The sequence below is a fragment of the Pseudarthrobacter cremeus genome (genome assembly GCF_051857465.1).
Lineage (GTDB): Bacteria > Actinomycetota > Actinomycetes > Actinomycetales > Micrococcaceae > Arthrobacter.
Genome location: NZ_JBPZHC010000002.1, coordinates 26498 through 45805, shown reverse-complemented (window position 1 = coordinate 45805; position 19308 = coordinate 26498). Strand labels below are relative to the sequence as shown.

14 protein-coding genes and 1 pseudogene are annotated in these 19308 nt (G+C 65.5%); 5 read left to right on the top strand and 10 right to left on the bottom strand.

Annotation, left to right across the window (positions count from 1 at the left end; genetic code table 11):
- Positions 1–177 precede the first annotated feature (177 nt).
- Entirely contained in the window at positions 178–1641 is a 1464-nt protein-coding gene (locus ACS5PJ_RS03895; RefSeq protein WP_439433604.1) for an amino acid permease, read from the bottom strand.
- A gap of 154 nt (positions 1642–1795) precedes the next feature.
- Between ACS5PJ_RS03895 and ACS5PJ_RS03890 the strand changes: the two genes are divergently transcribed.
- The 3 genes and pseudogenes from ACS5PJ_RS03890 (at position 1796) to ACS5PJ_RS03880 (ending at position 4188) form a co-directional block, all read left to right on the top strand.
- Positions 1796–2731 carry a LysR substrate-binding domain-containing protein gene (locus ACS5PJ_RS03890; RefSeq protein WP_439433603.1) on the top strand — a complete coding sequence of 312 codons (936 nt, stop codon included), beginning with the start codon at positions 1796–1798 and terminating at the stop codon, positions 2729–2731.
- Positions 2732–2783: 52 nt separating this feature from the next.
- Positions 2784–3209, top strand: coding sequence for an aspartate 1-decarboxylase (gene panD, locus ACS5PJ_RS03885; RefSeq protein WP_439433602.1), 426 nt, complete (start codon positions 2784–2786; stop codon positions 3207–3209).
- A gap of 51 nt (positions 3210–3260) precedes the next feature.
- Positions 3261–4188, top strand: a pseudogene (locus ACS5PJ_RS03880) (AEC family transporter).
- 16 nt (positions 4189–4204) lie between these two features.
- On the opposite strand, the gene ACS5PJ_RS03875 reads toward ACS5PJ_RS03880, so the two are convergent.
- The 9 genes from ACS5PJ_RS03875 to ACS5PJ_RS03835 all read right to left on the bottom strand — a co-directional run bounded on the left by ACS5PJ_RS03875 (position 4205) and on the right by ACS5PJ_RS03835 (position 17473).
- The gene (locus tag ACS5PJ_RS03875) at positions 4205–5671 is read right to left on the bottom strand and encodes an MFS transporter (protein ID WP_439433601.1); all 1467 of its coding nucleotides are present in this window, start codon (positions 5669–5671) and stop codon (positions 4205–4207) included.
- A 33-nt stretch (positions 5672–5704) separates the two neighbouring features.
- Positions 5705–8353, bottom strand: coding sequence for a trehalase-like domain-containing protein (locus tag ACS5PJ_RS03870; protein WP_439433600.1), 2649 nt, complete (start codon positions 8351–8353; stop codon positions 5705–5707).
- Between the two features lie 330 nt (positions 8354–8683).
- A complete protein-coding gene (locus ACS5PJ_RS03865; protein WP_439433599.1) occupies positions 8684–10780 on the bottom strand; it encodes a hypothetical protein in 2097 nt (698 codons plus the stop codon).
- Positions 10781–10796: 16 nt separating this feature from the next.
- A complete protein-coding gene (locus ACS5PJ_RS03860) occupies positions 10797–11882 on the bottom strand; it encodes a glycoside hydrolase family 130 protein (protein WP_439433598.1) in 1086 nt (361 codons plus the stop codon).
- Positions 11883–11885: 3 nt separating this feature from the next.
- Complete coding sequence (locus tag ACS5PJ_RS03855; protein WP_439434104.1) at positions 11886–12743, bottom strand: carbohydrate ABC transporter permease; 858 nt, start codon at positions 12741–12743, stop codon at positions 11886–11888.
- A gap of 76 nt (positions 12744–12819) precedes the next feature.
- Positions 12820–13785 carry a carbohydrate ABC transporter permease gene (locus ACS5PJ_RS03850; protein ID WP_439433597.1) on the bottom strand — a complete coding sequence of 322 codons (966 nt, stop codon included), beginning with the start codon at positions 13783–13785 and terminating at the stop codon, positions 12820–12822.
- A gap of 11 nt (positions 13786–13796) precedes the next feature.
- Positions 13797–15104 (bottom strand): extracellular solute-binding protein, encoded by a 1308-nt coding sequence (locus ACS5PJ_RS03845; protein WP_439433596.1) that lies wholly within the window; start codon positions 15102–15104, stop codon positions 13797–13799.
- Between the two features lie 145 nt (positions 15105–15249).
- Positions 15250–16305: a LacI family DNA-binding transcriptional regulator gene (locus tag ACS5PJ_RS03840; protein ID WP_439433595.1), complete on the bottom strand. Its 1056-nt coding sequence runs from the start codon at positions 16303–16305 to the stop codon at positions 15250–15252.
- A gap of 178 nt (positions 16306–16483) precedes the next feature.
- Positions 16484–17473: an LLM class flavin-dependent oxidoreductase gene (locus ACS5PJ_RS03835; protein WP_439433594.1), complete on the bottom strand. Its 990-nt coding sequence runs from the start codon at positions 17471–17473 to the stop codon at positions 16484–16486.
- Between the two features lie 154 nt (positions 17474–17627).
- Between ACS5PJ_RS03835 and ACS5PJ_RS03830 the strand changes: the two genes are divergently transcribed.
- Together ACS5PJ_RS03830 and ACS5PJ_RS03825 are read left to right on the top strand one after the other, a co-directional pair.
- Positions 17628–18512 carry an aldo/keto reductase gene (locus tag ACS5PJ_RS03830; protein ID WP_439433593.1) on the top strand — a complete coding sequence of 295 codons (885 nt, stop codon included), beginning with the start codon at positions 17628–17630 and terminating at the stop codon, positions 18510–18512.
- Positions 18513–18571: 59 nt separating this feature from the next.
- Positions 18572–19273, top strand: a complete 702-nt coding sequence (locus ACS5PJ_RS03825) for a type 1 glutamine amidotransferase domain-containing protein (RefSeq protein ID WP_439433592.1) — start codon at positions 18572–18574, stop codon at positions 19271–19273.
- The last annotated feature ends 35 nt before the right edge of the window (positions 19274–19308 follow it).

Below are 19308 nucleotides of genomic sequence, written 5' to 3'. Positions count from 1 at the left end.
ACAGGTTAGAAAACCCAACCTTTCCTGCGACGCTACGGCACCCCCTGCGCGTTTTCACCGCACGCTCTGGCACCACCTGCTGGAAAACCCGAAACGCCCTCTCACTTTCCTCAAGAAAGTGAAAGAGCGTCCGGGGTGAAGCGACAGGAAGTGCCAGAGGGTCCTGTGTGGGGAGGGTCAGGCGAGGGGGCGGTGCATCTCCACAAGTTCCTCGTGGCGCGGGCTGTCCGGGTTCATCAGCGAGTGCTTCTTGCCGTAGAAGAAGTAGATGGCCAGGCCGATGACCAGCCACACACCGAAGCGCAGCCAGGTTTCCCAGTGGAGCTGGAGCATCAGGAAGCCAGAGGCCAGGACGCCGAAGGCGGGAATTACCGGCATGAGCGGCAGGCGGAAAGTGCGCGGGGCGTCGGGCCTCTTGTAGCGGAACACAATGACTGAGAAGCAGACGACGACGAACGCGGCCAGGATGCCGATGTTCGTGAGGTCCGCGACTGCCTTGATGGGGAACACTCCGGCCAGCAGGGCGGACGCGATGCCGGCAATCCAGGTGACGCGCTGCGGCGTGCCGTGCCGGTCCGTCTTGGAGAACCAGCCGGGCAGCAGGCCGTCGCGGCTCATGGAGAACCAGACGCGGGTGACGCCCAGGAGGAACGTCAGCATCACGGTCAGGATGGACAGGACCGCGAAAACAGAAATGATGGTGGCGATGATGGGCAGGCCGACTCCGGTGAAGGCGGAAGCGAAGCCCGCCTTGGGGTCGATGTCCTTGTAGTTCTGCATGCCGGTCAGCACCAGGGTGGCGGCAACGTAGAGCAGCATCGCAATGATCAGGGACAGGATGATGGCCTTGGGCATGTGCTTCTTGCCGTCCGTCGCCTCTTCGGCTGCCGTGCTCATGGCGTCATAGCCGAACACCGCGAAGAACACGGTGGCAGACCCGGCCAGCACGGGCCCGAAGCCGCTGGGCATGAACGGGTTGTAGTTGTTGGTGTCGATGTAGAAAATGCCCAGACCGATGATGAACAGGATCAGGACGACCTTGATGGCGACGGCCACCAGTTCGAACCGGCCAAAGGCCTTGGTCCCGCGGGACAGGATCCAGGTCACGATCAGGCAGACCACGATCGCCGGGATGTTGACGATGCCGCCCTTGCCCTCATCCGGCGTCGAGGTCATCCAGACGGGCATGTGGATCCCGATGCCCGAGAGGAACGCATCGAAGTAGCCGGAGATACCGATGGCCACCACGGCCACAATCGCAATGTATTCGAGCAGCAGGTCCCAGCCGATGAACCAGCCGATCACCTCGCCCAGCGCCACGTACCCGTAGGTGTAGGCCGAGCCTGCCCGGGGGATCATGCCGGCGAATTCGGCGTAGGACAGTGCTGCAGCCGCGGACGCCAGGCCTGCGATCAGGAAGGAGAACAGCACCGCGGGGCCGACGCCGGGCTCACTTGCGCTGCCATGGGCCACCAGCCCGGCGAGCGAAAAGATGCCGACGCCGATGATGCCGCCGACGCCGATGGCCGTGAGCTGCCAGAGCCCCAGGGATTTGAACAGCCCGCTGTGTTTGTTTTCGTCTTCGATGTCGTCGATGGGCTTGCGCCGCATGATCGACTGGGACATGTCTTTAGTGCTCATCAGGAACTCCTGCTTGGGGTGGTGGGCGCGTCACGGCGGTCGCTGGCAGCCCTGTGACGGAGGCAACTCGTTCACAACAGTATGCGAGCGCAGTTGCATTAGATAAAGTGACTACTTCTAACCAATATTCATTAGGTTCGGTAAGGAATCCCTCATGCTTGATGTGCGCCGCCTCAGGCTGCTCCGCGAATTGAAGATCCGTGGCACCCTTGCGGAGGTGGCCGATGCACTCCAGTACAGCCCGTCGTCGGTCTCCCAGCAGCTGGCACTGCTGGAGAAGGAAGTGGGCGTGGAGCTGCTCAGGAAGACCGGACGGCGCGTGCAGCTGACGCCCCAGGCGGAGGTCCTCGTGGCACATACCGCCCAGCTGCTTGAGACCATGGAGCAGGCCGAAGCGGACCTGGCCGCCTCCCTCACCACTGTCACAGGGACTGTCCGCATTGCGGTGTTCCAGTCGGCGGCGCTGGCGCTGATGCCGGACACCCTCTCGCGGATGGCGGCGGCCTACCCGGAGGTCCGGATCGAAATGATCCAGCGCGAACCGGAAACGGCACTGCATGAGACGTGGGCGCGGGACTTCGACCTGGTAATCGCCGAGCAGTACCCGGGCCACGCCGCCCCGCGCTACCCCGAACTGGACCGCGTCAAGCTGACCACCGACGCCATCCGGCTGGCCGTTCCACCAAAGTCCTCCAACCGGGCGGCAATTACCGCACTGGAGGACACCGCGGGGCTGCCATGGGTGATGGAACCGCGCGGCGCAGCCTCCCGCCACTGGGCGGAACAGGCATGCCGGAGTGCCGGCTTCGAGCCCGATGTACGCTTCGAGACCGCCGACCTCCAGGCACAGATGCGGCTCATCGAATCGGGAAATGCCGTGGCCCTGATGCCGGACCTCGTCTGGATCGGCCGCGGCACCACCGCCCAGCTGCTGGATCTGCCCGGTAATCCACACCGCACTGTCTTTACCTCGGTGCGCCGTTCCAGCGCCCAGCGCCCGGCGATCCTGGCCGCCCGGGAGACGCTGGCGGCAACGGCCGCTTCCGTGACGCAGAACGACGACGGCGGGCCCGCCGTCGAGGGGGCGTAGTGTTCCCTGCGTCACTGCGCGATCCGGGACCCGGCGCTAGACTGTGCCTGTTATGAATCGCACAATGTTCAAGTCCAAAATTCACCGGGCCACCGTCACGCACGCCGACCTCCACTATGTAGGGTCGGTCACCGTAGACCTGGACCTCCTTGATGCTGCCGATATTCTCCCCGGCGAGTTGGTGGCCATCGTGGACGTGACCAACGGTGCGCGTCTGGAGACCTACACCATCGCCGGCGAGCGCGGCTCGGGTGTCATCGGCATCAACGGTGCCGCCGCGCACCTGATGCACGAGAACGACATCGTCATCCTGATTACGTACGCCCAGATGACCACGGAAGAGGCCCAGGCCTGCTCCCCGAAGGTTGTCCACGTGGACCGGGAGAACAGGATTGTCCAGATCGGCAACGATCCTGCGGAGGGCCACACGCCGGGTCTGATGCGCCCGCCGTTCGCCCTGAACAACGCCGCACTGTAGCCGGAGCGTGAGTCCGGGCAAACACCGCCGCCGTGCCCCCGGAGGCATTTCTTGGTAGGCGTGCTGCAGGGATTTTTTGTTGTCTGGTTCATCATCCTGGTGGGCTGGTTTGTGGGCCGGCAGCGGATTCTGGGAGAGAACGGCCGCCAGGTCCTGAGCGGACTCACCTTTTTCGTGGCCAGCCCGGCCCTGCTGTTCGAGACCCTCAGCAAGGCAGAGCTGAACGCAGTCTTCGCTGAACCATTGCTGGTCACGGCCGTGGCTGCCTTCGCCAGCGCCCTGGTGTTCTTTGCGATCGTCAGGTTCTGGCTGAAACGGGCGTTGCCGGAAGCGCTGATGTCCTCGATGGCCGCTTCCCTGGTCAACTCCGCCAACCTGGGGCATCCCCATCGCCATCTATGTCCTCGGCGATGCAAGCTACGTGGCGCCGCTGCTGATCTTTCAGCTTGCCTTCTTCTCACCGCTGTTCCTGATGCTCCTGGACGCCAGCACCAGCTCACACCGCACCACCCCGGTGGGATTCATCCTGATGATCCTGCGGAACCCCATGATTGTCGGCGCCGGCCTGGGCCTGCTGGTGGCAGGGACCGGCTGGGAGATTCCTCCGCTGGTCCTGGAGCCGATCCACCTGATCGGCGGCGCGGCGATCCCGGCCATGCTGATCGCCTTCGGCATGAGCCTGAACGGCGGCAGGCCGCTGCAGGCTGCCACGGGCCGGCGTTTCGATACCATCCTGGCGAGCACCTTCAAGCTTGTGGTCCAGCCCGGCATGGCCTACCTGTTTGCCCGCTTTGTCCTGGGCATGGAGGGGCACGCGCTGTTTGCGGTGGTGGTGATCTCGTCGCTTCCTACCGCCCAGAACGTTTTTGTGGCAGCCAGCCGCTACAACACCGGCCTTACCGTAGCCAAGGACACTGTCCTGATCACCACCGTGGTTGCTGTACCGGCGATGATCGGCGTGGCCCTCCTGCTGAACTGAACCGCCCCCGCTGCGGTCAGGGCCCCGGGGGCGAGTCCGAGGCCTGGCCGGGCTTGAATGCCTGCCTGGCACGGCCGCTGGTCTGGGGGGTGGCGGGCATCGCCATCACCGCGGCCACCGTGAGGACGGCGCCGGCGAGCACGCTCAGGAAAACGGCCCCGGATGCTGCCACCACGCCGGACCTGCCGTCCGCGCCGCCGGCCGAACCCGCGTAAACGGCATTGGCGACGGCTCCGAAAGCGGCGACGCCGAGGGCACTGCCGATGGAGCGGGCGAAAAGGTTGGTGCTGGTGACCACACCGCGCTCGTTCCACGGAACGCTGGACTGCGCGGCGATCAGGGTGGGAGTGGCCACCAGGCCCAGGCCGAGCCCGACGACGAAGCAGCTGCCCGCCACCAGCGCAACGTTGGGAGTGGCCGAGGTGAGGGCGAGGATGGCTACCCCGAGAACGGTGATGCTGATGCCGATCAGTGCCGTGGACTTGAAGCCGATCCGGAGGTAGAAACGGCCGGCCTGCGACGCACTGATCGGCCAGCCGACAGTCAGTGCTGCGAGGGCGAGGCCGGCAACCAGCGGCGAGGTCGCCAGCGCCCCGTCCAGGAAGGTTGGCACGTAGGAGGTCAGTCCGATCATGACCGTCCCCACGCCGAAGGAGACCATGGCGGTGGTGCCGAGCAGGCGCCGTGACACAACAAACGGCGGAAAGACAGGTTCGGCCGCCCGCCGCTCAACCAGGACGAACAGGACCAGGAGGACTGCCCCGGCGGCGAAGATGCCCATGCTGACTGGTGAGTCCCACGCCCAGCTGTGGCCGCCCTGCAGCGCTCCAAGGATAAGCAGGGTCAGCGACGCGGCCAGCAGCAGCGCACCGGGGTAATCCACTTTGTGCCTGGCGGGCTCGATGTTCTCATGCAGGGTCCGCACCAGCATCCACCCCGCCAGCAGGCACAGCGGGACGTTGACCAGGAAGATCCCCCGCCAGGCCCCCAGGGAGGCGAAGATCCCGCCCAGGCTCGGTCCCACAACCGACGACGCAGCCCATACGCTGGCCAGGTACCCCTGGACTTTGGCGCGTTCCTCGAGCGAATAGATGTCCCCGGCAATGGTGATGGACACCGGCAGCACGGCCCCGGCGCCCAGGCCCTGCAACGCCCGGAAGGCAATCAGGGCCGGCATGTTCCACGCGAGGCCGCAGAGGATGGAGCCAAGCAGGAAGAGTCCGATGCCGGCCAGGATGATCGGCTTGCGGCCGGCCATGTCGGACAGCTTCCCGTAGATGGGCACCGAGACAGCCTGCGCCAGGAGATAGGCGGAGAAGAGCCAGGGAAAGGACGAGAACCCGCCGAGGTCAGCAACAATCGAAGGCACGGCAGTGGCCACGATGGTTGCGTCAATGGCGACCAGGCCGGTGGCCAGCATCAGTGCAATGAGAATCGGGCCCCGCTCGGAGCGGAATCCCACTGATTTGGCCTGGGTTGTCATCGCTCCACTCTAGGTAGGGAACGGTGACGCCGCCTAGTTCTTCGGCCGCGGTTCCTGCCTGTTCTGGTGACCGTCCAGAAGCCGTGCGCACCGGATGAAGCCCAGGTGCGAGTATGCCTGGGGATGGTTTCCAAGGTGGGTCTCCGTACTGGGATCGTATTCCTCGGGCAAAAGCCCCGTGGGCCCGAACAGGTTAACCAGCTGGTCGAACAGGTCCCAGGCCTCCTCGATCCTGCCCACCGCAACGTACGCCTCAATCAGCCAGGTGGTGCAGATGTGGAAGCCGCCCTCCAGACCCGGCAGGCCGTCGTCGTACCTGTACCGGAAGACGGTGGGTCCCACCCGCAGTTCCCGCTCCACTGCAGTGACCGTGTCAAGGAAGCGCTGGTCGGTGACATCCAGCAGGCCTGACAAACCGATGTGCAGCACAGCGGCATCCAGGTCCGGGCTGTCATAGGCGACGGTATAAGAGGACGCGGACTCGTCCCAGCCTTCGCGGAGGACTTCCTCCCTGATGGTCCGGGCCGTGGGCTCCCAGGATGGCTCCGGCGACCTGCCGTGCCGTTCCGCGGTGCGGAGTGCCCGGTCCAGCGTCACCCAGCACATGACCTTGGTGTAGACGTGGTGCCGCGGCGGACGGCGGGCTTCCCAGATGCCATGGTCCGGCTCGTGCCAGCGGGCCAGGACCGCGGACGCCATCTGCACCATCAGCTCCCAGTGGTCATCCGCGAGGGTCCCGTGCCGTTCGCTGAGCGTGTGGATCAGCTCCGCGATGGGGCCGAAGACATCCAGCTGGACCTGGTGGTCTGCGGCGTTGCCGATCCGGACGGGCCGGGAGCCTGCGTACCCGGGCAGGCTGTCGACGACGGCTTCCGTTGACAGCGGCGCCCCCGTGACGGAGTACAGCGGGTGGAGCCACTCCGGCCCGGGCGCGTGTTCGAGGATGCGGCCCAGCCAGCCCAGGAATCCTGCCGCCTCCGTGGTGGAACCGAGGTCCGCCAGCGCGTTCACTGTCATGGACCCGTCGCGCAGCCAGCAGTACCGGTAATCCCAGTTCCGCGTTCCGCCGATTCCCTCCGGCAGCGACGTGGTGGGAGCGGCCAGCACGGCGCCGGTGGGCTCGTGCACGAGGGCCCGGAGGACCAGTGCAGAGCGGCGGACCAGCGATGGCTTGACGGAGGGAAGTTCCAGTTCCTGAACCCAGCGGCGGGAGTGCTGGGCGACGCCGGCCCGGCGGTCGGTCTCACCGCCGGGATCCGCGGCCTGCGGTTCGGTGTCTCCGCAGCGCAGGTTCAGGACCACCGGGCCGTCCTGCAGGTTGACCGAAGCCATGGCCGTGGCATGCCTGCCGTCCGATGTAATGGTGAAGCTGACGCCGGGGGCAAAGAGGATGATGGGATCGGACGTGCCGACCACGTGCAGCTCATCGCCGCGGGCCTCCATGCTGAATGGAGCATTGGCGTAGTCCGGACGCGGTGCGAAGACGATCTTGGCGCCGCCTGTCCCGGACAGCACGCGGACCAGGCTGGTGATGCCGTCCGGCGCCGGCTCCAGATAATCGGTGACCGTGACATCCGCCCAGCGGGTCTCCACGATCATGGTGCTGTCCACATACCGCTGACCGAGAACCTGGGAGGGCTTGACCGGTTCGACGGAGAAGTGCCCGGCGGCGTCCCCGCCCAGGATGTGGGCAAACAAAGAGCCCGAATCCGGCAGCGGATGGCTCATCCAGCAGATCTTGGCATCCGGGGTGACCAAAGCTGTGGAGGATCCGTTGCCGATCATCGAGTGCCGCTCAAGGCCCACCGCGTCCTCGCCGAACAGCCAGGCCCGGCGAAGTTCGAAGAGCATGGCCAGAACGCGTGCGAAGGATTCCGGGTCACGCAGCCGGTGGGTGGCCCGGGTATCCCCCGGTCCCACGCGCAGGCCCATGTCCGGACCGCGGAGCGTGGCGATGGCCAGCTCGTCACTGTAGGCATCCCCGGCGTACAGCGCAGCGCTGGCGCCCAGCCTGGATCTGAGGTTTTCAAGGGCTTCCGCCTTGGACGGCTCCACGACGGAGAGGTCCAGTACCGAGCCGTCCACGATGAAGAACAGGCCGTGGGACTTGGCGATGTCGCGCGCCGTTTTCGTGACGGTCTTGACCACTTCGGCTGTGGCCGGCCGGGTGTGCACGGAGACCGCCACGGGTTTGCGTTCAATCCAGATGCCGGGGTGGAACCCCACCGCCTCGGACAGTGCCGTGCTGACTTTCTGGAGGGTGGCTTCGGTGGCGAGGGACTGGACGTGCGCGTACCCCATGTCCGATTCCGCACCGTGGGAACCGGTCAGGTGCACTTCGGCGGGAAGCCGGGAAACTGCCGCGAGGTCACGCAGCGAGCGCCCGGAAATGACGGCGGCGTGGGTGTTGGGCAGGGCGGCAAGGGCACGTAGCGCGATGGCGGCGCTGCCCAGCGGAAGTGTTTCGGTGGAGATGCCCTCGGCGTCGCACAGCGTTCCGCCGTAGTTGCAGGCCACGAGCAGTCCCGGGACCCGGGCAAGGACTTTGAGCTCTGCGAGCAGAGACGGGGTGAAGCCCTCGTCAGCCGCATCGGATTGAACAAATGCGCGGAGCAGGCTCAGCGGAAGTGACCTGGTCAGCAGCGCGGAATCGGCGACACTCTGATTGAGCGGAGTAGGCATTTGCATAACCCTTCGAGCAGATTCCTGCCCGGAACAGCGGCCGTCGGGTCTTCCTGACGGACATCCGGGTGGTGCCCCGCTCCGGAATTCCATGGCGGAATTCCCGAGGGGGCATGTTCATTCTCCGCCCGGACGGTTTCCCGGGAAAGTCTCTTTCATTACGTATGTGTAAAAGTCCCAAAAGTGGGTAACGACGGGCCGCACGGCTGTCACGCCGTGCGGCCCGTAGGCGCACGACGACGGCGCTCCCCGCGTGTTTCCGGGGAACCCGCCGTCGTGCTTTTCCAAAAACGTGCCGGGCGTGATGCCCGCAGTTCAGTCCAGCGGACTTCAGCCGGCGGTCATCGTCACCAGCGTGAAACCGCCGGGGGCCACGGTGACGCGGCCCGCAGTCGTGGCCGCGACGTCCTTGGAACCGTTGAGCGGGCGTCCGGAGGAGTCGTACTGGCGCTGGACCAGGACAAACCCTGCCGGGACCGCCAACTCCTGAACCGTGGTGGACTTGGCCGCGCTGACGTAGAGCGTGGTGTCGCCGCCCGAACCTGAGACCCGCACAGTGGAAATCAGCGGCTGGACCAGGAGCGCATCCAAAGCCGCAGCTCCGTCGGTGCTGGCCGTGACCGAGGTCAATCCTGCAGCCAAGGCCCGCCGCAGCGTGAACGGGAAGAGGATGCCGGGCGCGTCAGTAATCCCCTGCGCGCCTGCCCCGCCGTTGGCTGTGGTGCCCAGCGGGCCCTTGGCCGACGTCCAGGTGGTGGTGCCGGAGGGCGCGATCAACTGGTTCACGATGGGGAAGATGTTGCTGGGCTGGTCCGCTGCCGGCAGCGGGATGGAAAGGGTGCCGCCGGCGCCCAGGTCCACGTACGCACCGCCGGAAATGTTGGCTTCGCCGGTCCAGGACGACGGCGGCCGGACCACGGTGCCGTTCCCTGTGATGGTGCCGGTTTCAGCTTCCACCACGCTGAGCCCGTTGGTCCCCTCCGTCACGCTGATCCCCAGCGCTTTGGCCCGGAGTCCGGGGTCTGCGTCGAGGGCGAGCATGGTGAGAAGGGCGTGGATGGTGGATTCGGCACCGGAGTTGGGGTTGATCCGGCCGTCCGTCTCGATCCCGTCAATGGCGGTGCCGGTGGCAGGGTTGTAGGCGGGCGCACCGTTGGGGTTGGCGCCGAAGAACCACCCTGCGGCGATGGCGGCGACGTCCAGAAGTCCCGGAGCGTCAGCTGCCTTCGCTGTTGCCACGAGGCTTTGGACCCTGGAGTCCACGCCGTACGCGATCTGGGCCTCGCCGGGGGTGGGGCTCCAGGCGTTGTCCGGTCCGCCTGCTGCGAGAAGCTGCGGGGTGAACTGCGCGGTGTCCTTCACCGCCGCGGTCAACAGGTCAGGCCTGCCCAGGACCGTGGACGCGGTAGCAACGGCGGCCGGAGCCATGCCGCCCCACGCGTGCCAGAGGCTCTGCGACTTGTTCCACGGCATGATCGCGCCGAACGGCCATTGGGTGGCTGACCCGGAGGACATGGCGGCCACGCCCTCGCTCAACTGGGTCAATGCCGTGGTGGCAACGGCGTCGGACGGAACAACGTCCGCATACGCCGCCAGGCCCAGCACTGCTTCGGCCGAGGCATCGGCACCGCCGGCGATCAGCCAGGCCGGGACCTGTACGCCGTCAGCGGTGTCGAACGTTCCGTACTTGGCGAGGGACTGCCGGTTCAGCGCACCCAGGGAGAGGTGCAACCGGTCCTGCAGGAAGGCGGCGAACTCAGGATCCGAGCCGGCAAATCCGGCAAATCCCTCCCCCAGCGCCCACACGGTGCGGGCCAGCCAGTAGGATTCCGCGGAGTCGGAAGGATCCGGCAGTTCCACCGGGATGGCGCTGGGGTTCAGGCTGCCGTCGGCCTGCTGCCAGAGAACCACGTTGCCGGCGTTCGGGCCGTCCACCGTTTGCAGATAGGTCAGTGCGCGCAGGTTCTGGAAGGCGTGCTCCTTGCTTGCCAGGTCACCTGTCTGCTTCCAGTGCCGCAGATACACCACGGCGGTGCGGGCAATGTCATCCGCGTTGAAAGCGCCCTGGCTCCAGTGGCCGGTGGCCGGGTCAAGGGTGCCGCCGCCCACCCGGTTGTAGCTGCCGTCGGCCTTCTTGTCGGCGTAGGTCCACGGCGCTTCCGCCGAGGGGTTCTGTTCGAGCTGGTAGGTGGTGTGCCCGGCCACCGGGGCCAGCGGGACGGTGTCCAGCAGGAAGTCCAGGTGGTCCAGGTTGGTCAGGCTTTCGCCCTCGGCGAGAAGGGGCGCCAGGACGGGTGCCGTCTGCGCGGTGTGCGCGTTGACGGACGACGGCGGCGCGGCGGGGCCCGCAGTTGCGGCGCCGGCCGGCAGCGAAACGGCAAGCAGCGATAGGGCCACGGCAGTGACAACCGGCCGGGTTGCCTTCAAAGAACACCCCACCGGGTCAGACCCTGTCCAGTTTGGCGACGCCGATTTTCGAGTCCGCCATGCCGTAGAAGACAAACAGTTGGTCACCGATCTTTTCAATCGCGGTGGGGAACACCACGTTCGGGACAATTCCCGAGATCTCGTCCTCGGTTTCGGGCGCCAGGAGCGGCTTGTCGCTGCGGGCGATGACCTTGGACGGGTCGTTGGCGTCCAGGATCATGGCGGCCGCTGTGTAGTTGACGTTCTGCTGTTGCTCGAAGGCGGAGGCGGCCATCTTTCCGGCCACACCGTGATGGATCAGGAGCCAGCCTTCGTCCACCCGGAGCGGGGGCGGACCGCCGCCGATCTTCAGTTCCTCGAACGGAAATTCGCTGAGGGCCACCAGCCGGTGCTTGCCCATGTGGACCAGGTTGCGCAGGTCCCGCTCGACGTCGGCAACGGCCACGTACGAGATCCAGATGCCGGGCCGGTTGTCCGTGACGCCGGCGGGGAGGTGCTCGCCTTCGCCCGGACGGATCCAGCCCAGGTCCCACATGGGGCGGTGCAGCATCGCGAAGGAGGGCACGCCGTCGGGGTCGTTGACGGGTTCCGGGAAGAACACTGCGTCCTTGTTGGGGAAGAGGTTCAGGTCCATGGAGAGATCGGCCTGGTACTCGAAGAAGCAGGGGCCCAGGCGGTCCCAGTTCCGGAGGTCCTCGGAGTGGGCGAAAGCCAGGCGGGGGCCCAGCGGGCCGTAGGCCACGTAGGTCATCAGGTGCTTGCCCAGTGCCGGCACCCAGGTGGTGCGCGGATCCTCGGTGCCGGCGTTGTTCAGCCCGCGTTCCCAGCCCTCGTCCGGAGCCAGGACAACGCCTTCGCGTTCGACGCCGGTGGGGACGCCGTCGTCGTTGATGATCACTTTGGCGAGTCCCACGCGGGACACGTTGCCGGTGGCCACGAGGCGCGGAAGCAAGTACAGCCCGCCGTCCGGCCCGCGGCCGCTGGCGGGGTTGAGGACGCCTTCGGCTTCGAAGTCGTTGCCGGGCTCGGGGGTCATAATGACCCCTGCGCGGGTGAGGGTGAACGGGACAGTGGGGAGTGCGGAAGTCTGGGGGGAAGTCATGAATTAGCCCTTTACGCTGGAACCGATATTGGTGGAAATGAACTGGCGCTGGAAGAAAATGAAGAGCACGACGGCGGGTGCCGCCAGAACGCAGGCACCGGCGAGGATGGCACCGAACGGGTTGGCCGACGTGGCGGCCACGTTGGAGATGTAGTTGGCAAGGGAAACAGCCAACGGCTGGAGAGCCTGGTCCTTGGTCACCAGGAACGGCCAGAGGAACTCGTTCCATGGGCCGATGAAGGTCAGCAGGATGGCCGTGACAATGGCTGGACGGACCAGCGGGATGGCTATCTGCCACAGGATCCGCAGCTCCGAAGCGCCGTCAATGCGCGCGGCCTCAAACAGGGTGGATGGCAGCTGCAGGAAGTACTGGCGGAACACGAAGACCGCGGTGGAGTTGATGGCGAAGGGCAGGATCATCCCGATGTAGGTATCCGCCAAACCGTAATCGCGCACGATCATGACATAGAGCGGGATCTGAAGCAGCTGGAACGGGATCACCTGCACAAGCAGCATCAGACCGAAAACCGCCCCGCGGCCCCGGAACTGCATCCGGGCGAGCGCGTAGCCCACCAGGAGACCGAAAATCACGGTAAAGAGAATCACGCCGCCGGTGAAAATGCCCGAGTTGACGAGGCCCCTGAACAGGTTGATGGAACCGTTGATGCTGTCGTAGTTCTCACCAGTGATGTTGCCCGGGTTGGGGAAGGCGCCGGACACAGACGTGTCCGGGGAGGCCTGCAACGAGCCGATAAACATGTAATAGAACGGGAACAGGAAGACGAAGGCGCCAAGGGCCAGCAGAATGAAACTGCGCACCCCGAGGTTTCGCCGTTTTTCCACACCGGAGTCGGCCCGCATCGCAGCTTCGGCCTGCTCTGGACGCCGGCTGGCGTCGTCGTTGTTCCTGGCGCTTTGCGCGTTGGTGACAGACACGTCAGTCCTCCTCTCCGCCGACAAGGCGTCTTTGTATCAGGGCAATCACCAGCACGCCGAGCACCAGCACCACGCCCAGCGCGGCAGCCACATCGGGGTTCCCCTGAAGGATGCCCTTCTGGTACATCAGGAACACCGGCGAGGTCGATGCGCCGTCGGGCCCGCCGCCCCCCGTCAGCAGGTACGGCTCAGTAAACAGGTTCGCCCCGGTGATGGTGGCCAGCAGCGTGACCAGAAGCGTGGCGGGCCTGACGCCGGGGACAGTGATGTTCCAGAATTGGACCCACTTGTTCCCCCCGTCCACGGACGCGGATTCGTACAGCTCATCGGGAATGTTCTGCAACGCCGCCAGGTAGAGCAGGATAAAGAACCCCAGCTGCTTCCACGTCACATACAAGGCCACGGTGGGCATGGCCAGCCACGAGTTGACCAGCCAGGACGGGTCCGGGCCGAGCGGCCCCAGCAGGGCGTTGACCAGCCCGTTCTGCTGGAAAAGGAACAGCCAGACCCCGACGACGGCGACGCTCGCCGTCACGTAGGGGACGTAGTAGCTGACCCGGAAGAAGGTCTTCAGCTTCGTCACCCTGTTCAGGGCGTTGGCCAGGACCAGCGACAGGACCACCGTCAGCGGGACGTTGATGACCAGGAAAACGCCGATGTTGGCGAACGAACGCAGAACTGCCGGGTCGGTCAGGATGGTGACGTAGTTTTCGAATCCCACAAACGGCCGTTCCACCTTGACGCGGGGGGCCGTGAAGAAGTAATCGTGGAGCGAGATGTAGACGGCGTAACCCAGTGGGTAGGCCAGGACAGCAAAAATGTAGATGACGTAGGGGGCACTGAACAGCAGGCCCAGCGGCTGGGGGCCGAGGAAGCTTTTGCGCTTCCTGGCCACCGGCCGCCGGTCCGCCGTCCTACCAGCCGGTTTCCCCGTGACGGGGTTCCCACTAGAAGAGCGGAGTGACATGGGGGGTCACGCTACTTCTGGGCTACCAGTTGGTTGATCTTGTCCGCAGCACCCTTGAACGCCGTGTCGATGCTTTCGTTGCCGAAGATCACAGACTTGGCCCAGGCCGTCCGGAACGTCTGCCAGACTTCCACGGAATTGGCCACGTTGGGGACCTCGACGGTCCGTGCGGCCTGCTTGGCGAACTGCGTGTAGGCCGGGTTCTTGGCGAAGTAGTCCGCGTAGGCCGTGGGGAGGTCCTTGCGCATCGGCATCTGGCCGCTTTCTGTGAGCAGCTTGCCGTCCTGTTCCTTGCTCGTGGCGAACTTCATGACCTCCCAGGCTGTGCCTTGGTTCTCGCACGCGGAATACATGGCAACGTTCTTCGCGTCGGAGAACGTTGAGGTGTCCGACTTGGCCGTCGCGGCCGGAACCGGCACTGCGCCCCAGTTGACCTTGCCCTTGTAGGCGGCGATGGCCCACGGACCGGCCAGCGACATGGCGGCTTTGCCCTCCAGGAAGGAATCACCCTGATAGACCTCCTTGGAGGCGAGGTTCTCCTTATAGAGAGTCTCGAACATGGTGGCTACCTGCTTGCCCTTCTCGCTGTCGAAGGTGGCCTTGCCGTCCTTCACCAGCGGGGTGCCGTCAGTGTTGGCAGCGTAGAAGGAGTAGAAGTCGAACCACGCCTGGAAGAAGTCGCTGGCCGGAGAAGGCCAGAGCGCGTTCGGCGCAGCTCCCGTCTTCACGATGGTCCGTGCCGCATCCAGCACTTCTGCTTGTGTCCCGAGCTTGGGGTTTGCCGGATCCAGCCCGGCCTTCGCGAAGAGGTCCTTATTGTAGAAGAGGACCACGGGGTTGGACTTCCACGGCAGCTGGTACATCTTGCCGTCGGAGGACTTGTACTGGTCCGCAAGGTCCCCGGTGCGGTCCTTGATGTACTGGAGACCGTCCGGGAAGCTGTCCAGGGCCACCAGCCCGCCCTGCTTCTGGAACTGTGGAACGGCCACGGGCGCGGTGTTGAAGACCAGGCACGGCGCATTGCCTGCAGTGATGGCGGCGCCGATCACTTCCTCGGAGCTCTTGCCTGCCGGGATCTCCTGGGCCTCGATTTTTTGGTCGGCGTGGCCGGCGTTCCAGGCCTCAACCATCGCCTTGCCCCACTTGACCTCGAACTCGTTGTTGGAGTACCAGATCTTGATGGGTCCCTTGGCCGAGGTCACGGAGTCGGTGCTTCCCCCGCCGCCGCCACCTCCTCCTCCGCAGGCTGCCAGCCCGGCGCCCATGACGGTAAGGGCGGCCACTGACAATACGCGGGTGGCTTTTGTAAAGCGCTTCATTGCGACTCCTTGGATCCTTGTGGGGATTTATTCTTTGGTTTGGTGTTCGGTGGAACGGACAGGCATGCAGTGACTGAAAATGGGCGCGGCTGATCGCGCTTCCGGGTGCATTGTTTTGTGTGGTGGCGGTAGGGGATGAGGGTGCTTAGCCCGCGGGGGGCGGCGGGCTGGATCTGCTGGCGGCCTGGGCCGGAGCAGGGCCGGTGGAGGCACGGACCAGCAGCACAGGTGCTTGGAGCTGGGTGTCTTCGCCGGAGTGGGTGCCGTTGAGCTGGTTCAGGAGAGCCTGAGCAGCCGCCCGGCCCCAGAGCATGGGGTCAGTGGCAATCGTGGTGAGCGGTGGATTCAGGTATTGGGTGAACTCGGCGTTGTCATAGCCGGTCACTGACAGGTCGCCGGGCACGTTCAGTCCTTGGGATTGGGCGTAGAACTGGCCGGACGTCGCCATCAGGTCATTCGCATAGACAATCGCAGTGGGGCGGTCCGGCCGGCGGAGCAGCTCCGCCGTCGCAGCCACTCCTCCGGGAGCGGTGAAATCCGCTTCGGCGAACAGATCAGCTGAAAGACCTGCCTTTGCCATGGCCGCTTCCCAGGCCAGGCGCCGGCTGCGGCCGTGGATGTATTCCTGGGATCCTCCGACATGGCCGATGCGGACGTGGCCGAGTGCCACCAGGTGCTCCACTGCGGCGGAAATGCCGTCGGTGTCATCCATGGAGACCGCCGGGAAGGGGGAATCCGCGTCCGGCCGGTTGAGTGTTACGGCAGGCAGGTTGAGTTCCCGAAGGAGCCCGATCCGGGAGTCATTGTGCCGGACGTCGACCAGAATCACGCCGTCCACCCTGCCGCCGTCAGCCAGCTTTCGATAGGCACGTTCCTCCGCCTCCGGAGCCGTCGCCACGCTGAGGACGAGGGTGTAATCGTGCTCAGCAAGTGTGGTTTCAATCCCGGCGATAAATGCCGGAAAGAACGGGTCGGTTCCCAGCAGCTGCGGGTCCCTGGCCATGACGAGGCCCAGCGCGTAGGCCTTGGCTGATGAAAGTCCCTTGGCGCGCAGGCTCGGCTTCCACCCCAATTCCTTGGCAACCTGGAGGATGCGCTCCCGGGTGGCATCGCTGACGCCGGGCTGGCCATTGAGGGCATACGACACAGAACCTTTGCTGACGCCGGCCGCCTGGGCGACGTCGCTGATGGTTACTGCCATGGAATGAGCCCTTTAGTCTGGGTCCCGTGACTTGCATCACTGAACCGGTTCAGTGATCACTACTAAACCGGTTCAGTTGATTATTGTCAAGGATTCGGCTTTGGGCGGGCGGACCTGTCCCCGATTTGTGGATTATCGCGGGCCCCGCGCGTCACACCGTGCCGGACAGCCCAGAGGATCAGACCCGGACCAGTCCCGCGGCCTGTGCCAGCAGCTCCACGGAGCGGATCCGGGCCTCGGTCCCCGTGCTCTGGTGCGCGACGATGAGTTCGTCGGCGTCGGAGTGCTTCGCGAACCCGTCCAGGTACTCGATGACGGCGTCCGGCGTGCCGATGGCGGAATAGGTCATCATCTGCGAGACGTGCTGGCCCTGCGGGGAGTCCAGGATCATGTCCGCTTCGTCGTCCGTAAACTCGCGGCCGCCGCCGAAGAACAGTGACACGCGGGCGCGTTTGGTGGCCTGGAAAGTTTCCTGCGCCTCGGAAGCGGAGTCTGCCGCGATCACGTTCACGCCGGCAATCACGTGCGGTGCGTCCAGCTGGGCAGATGGCTTGAATTCGCGGCGGTACAGCGCCACGGCATCCTGCAGCGCGTTGGGGGCGAAATGCGAGGCGAATGCATACGGGAGGCCCAACTGGGCAGCCAGGCGGGCGCCGAACAAGGACGAACCGAGGATGTACAGCGGGACGTTGGTGCCCTTGCCCGGTGTTGCCTCGACGCCCTGGATGCGGGTTGGTCCGGTGAGGTAGCCCTGCAGTTCCAGGACGTCCTGCGGGAAGGTGTCGGCGGACATCGGATCGCGGCGGAGGGCGCGCAGGGTGTTCTGGTCGCTGCCTGGCGCCCGTCCCAGGCCGAGGTCGATCCGGCCCGGGTGCAGGGTTTCGAGGGTGCCGAACTGCTCGGCGATGGTCAGCGGCGAGTGGTTGGGGAGCATGATCCCGCCGGCGCCCAGCCTGATGGTCCTGGTGTGGGCCGCCACGTGGGCAATAAGCACGCTGGTGGCCGACGAGGCGATGGCGGACATGTTGTGGTGCTCCGCGTACCAGATCCGCCGGTAGCCCAGTTCCTCGGCCCGCTGCGCCATGGCCACGCTGCCCGCGAAACTCTCCGCCGCCGTCTGGCCTTTACCGATGGTTGCCAGGTCAAGGATGGAGAGGGGAAGCGTCACGTCGGTGCCGGCCTTTCAATGCGTTGCGTAGTGGTGCCCCGGCCGGGTTCCGGCGGGGGCACTGTGGACAACGACGGCGGCGCCCGTGTTATTTCACCGGGTGTATTTCTACCGGGTGCGGAATACTCAGCATGCTGATGGTGTTGCCGCCCCCATGAGCCATGACACGAACCATACGGAACTGTCCGCAACTATCGACCTGAAGGACCTGGGAACCGTGCACCGCCTCGGCTTCGGTGCCATGCGCATCGTGGGCGACGGCGTGTGGGGCGAACCGGCAGACCGGCAGGCCGCCGTCGCAGTGGTGCGCCGCGCCGTCGAACTCGGTGTGGACTTCATCGACACGGCCGACTCGTACGGGCCAAACGTCAGCGAGGAGATCCTCGCCGAAGCCCTCCACCCCTATAAGCGCGGGCTGAAGATCGGCACGAAGGTGGGCTTCACCCGGACCGGCCCGCACAAGTGGATCGCCGTTGGCCGGCCCGAGTACCTGCGCCAGCAGACCGAATTGAGCCTGCGCAAGCTGAAGGTGGACACGCTGGATCTGCTGCAGCTGCACCGGATCGATCCGAAGGTGGACGCCGAAGAGCAGTTCGGGGTGCTCCGTGAACTGCAGGATGAAGGAAAGGTAAGGGCGCTTGGCCTGTCCCAGGTCAGCGTGGCCGAACTGGAGGCCGCCGGAAAGCACTTCACCGTCTCCACGGTCCAGAACCGCTACAACCTGACTGACCGCAGCTCTGAGGACGTTCTGGAATACGCTGAGGCCAACGGCATCGGGTTCATTCCCTGGGCACCCATCTCAGCTGGCGAGCTTGCGCAGCCGGGCGGCCTGCTGGATGAAACGGCAAAGCGGCTGGGCGCCACCACCTCACAGGTGGCGTTGGCCTGGCTCCTGCGCCGCTCCCCCGCCATGATGCCGATCCCCGGCACCGGATCCGAGAAGCACCTCGAAGAAAACATGGCCGCGGCCGGAATAAGCCTCGATGACGCCACCTACGCTGAGCTGGAGGAGGCCTCCAGCTCCCTCGCCCAGGCCTAGGAACTGCAGATCCCACACCCTTTACGCCGGGTGAAACCGGCACAGACAGGAGAAACAACATGGCAAATATTCTGATGGTCGTATCGGCCGCCGACTCGCTCACCATGAAGGACGGCAGCGAGCACCCCACAGGCTACTGGGCCGAGGAACTCGTGGTCTCCCACCAGACCCTCCGCGCGGCTGGCCATACGGTCCACCTCGCCACCCCGGCCGGCAAGAAGCCCACGGTGGACCAGGTCAGCCTGGCCCCGGAGTCTGCGGGCGGCAAGGAACGGGCCGACAGTTTCCGGGACTATCTTGCCTCGATCGACGCCGAGCTGGCCTCCCCACTGGTGCTGGCCGACGTCGATATCGCCGGCTACGACGCCGTGGTCCTGCCCGGTGGGCACGGCCCCATGACCGATCTGTTCAAGGACGCGGATCTGGGCCGGCTGCTTGTCGCTGCGGACAGGGACGGAAAGGTCATCGCCCCGTTCTGCCACGGCCCCGCGGGGCTGCTCAGCGCAACGCTCGACGACGGCTCGTTCGCCTTCGCGGGGCGCCGCCTCACTGTCTTCACCAACGAGGAGGAGCTGAACGGCGGCACCGGTGAGAACACCCCGTGGCTGGTTGAGGACGCGCTGAAGGAGAAGGGCGCGGTCATTGAAAACGCAGCGGCCTGGAGTTCGAACGTGGTCCGCGACCGCAACCTGATCACGGGCCAGAACCCGCAGTCGAGCGAGGACGTGGCGAAGGAAGTAGTGAAGGCCCTGGCTGGCTAATAAGTCGGTACCCAACGCAGACAGGAGAGGCCCGG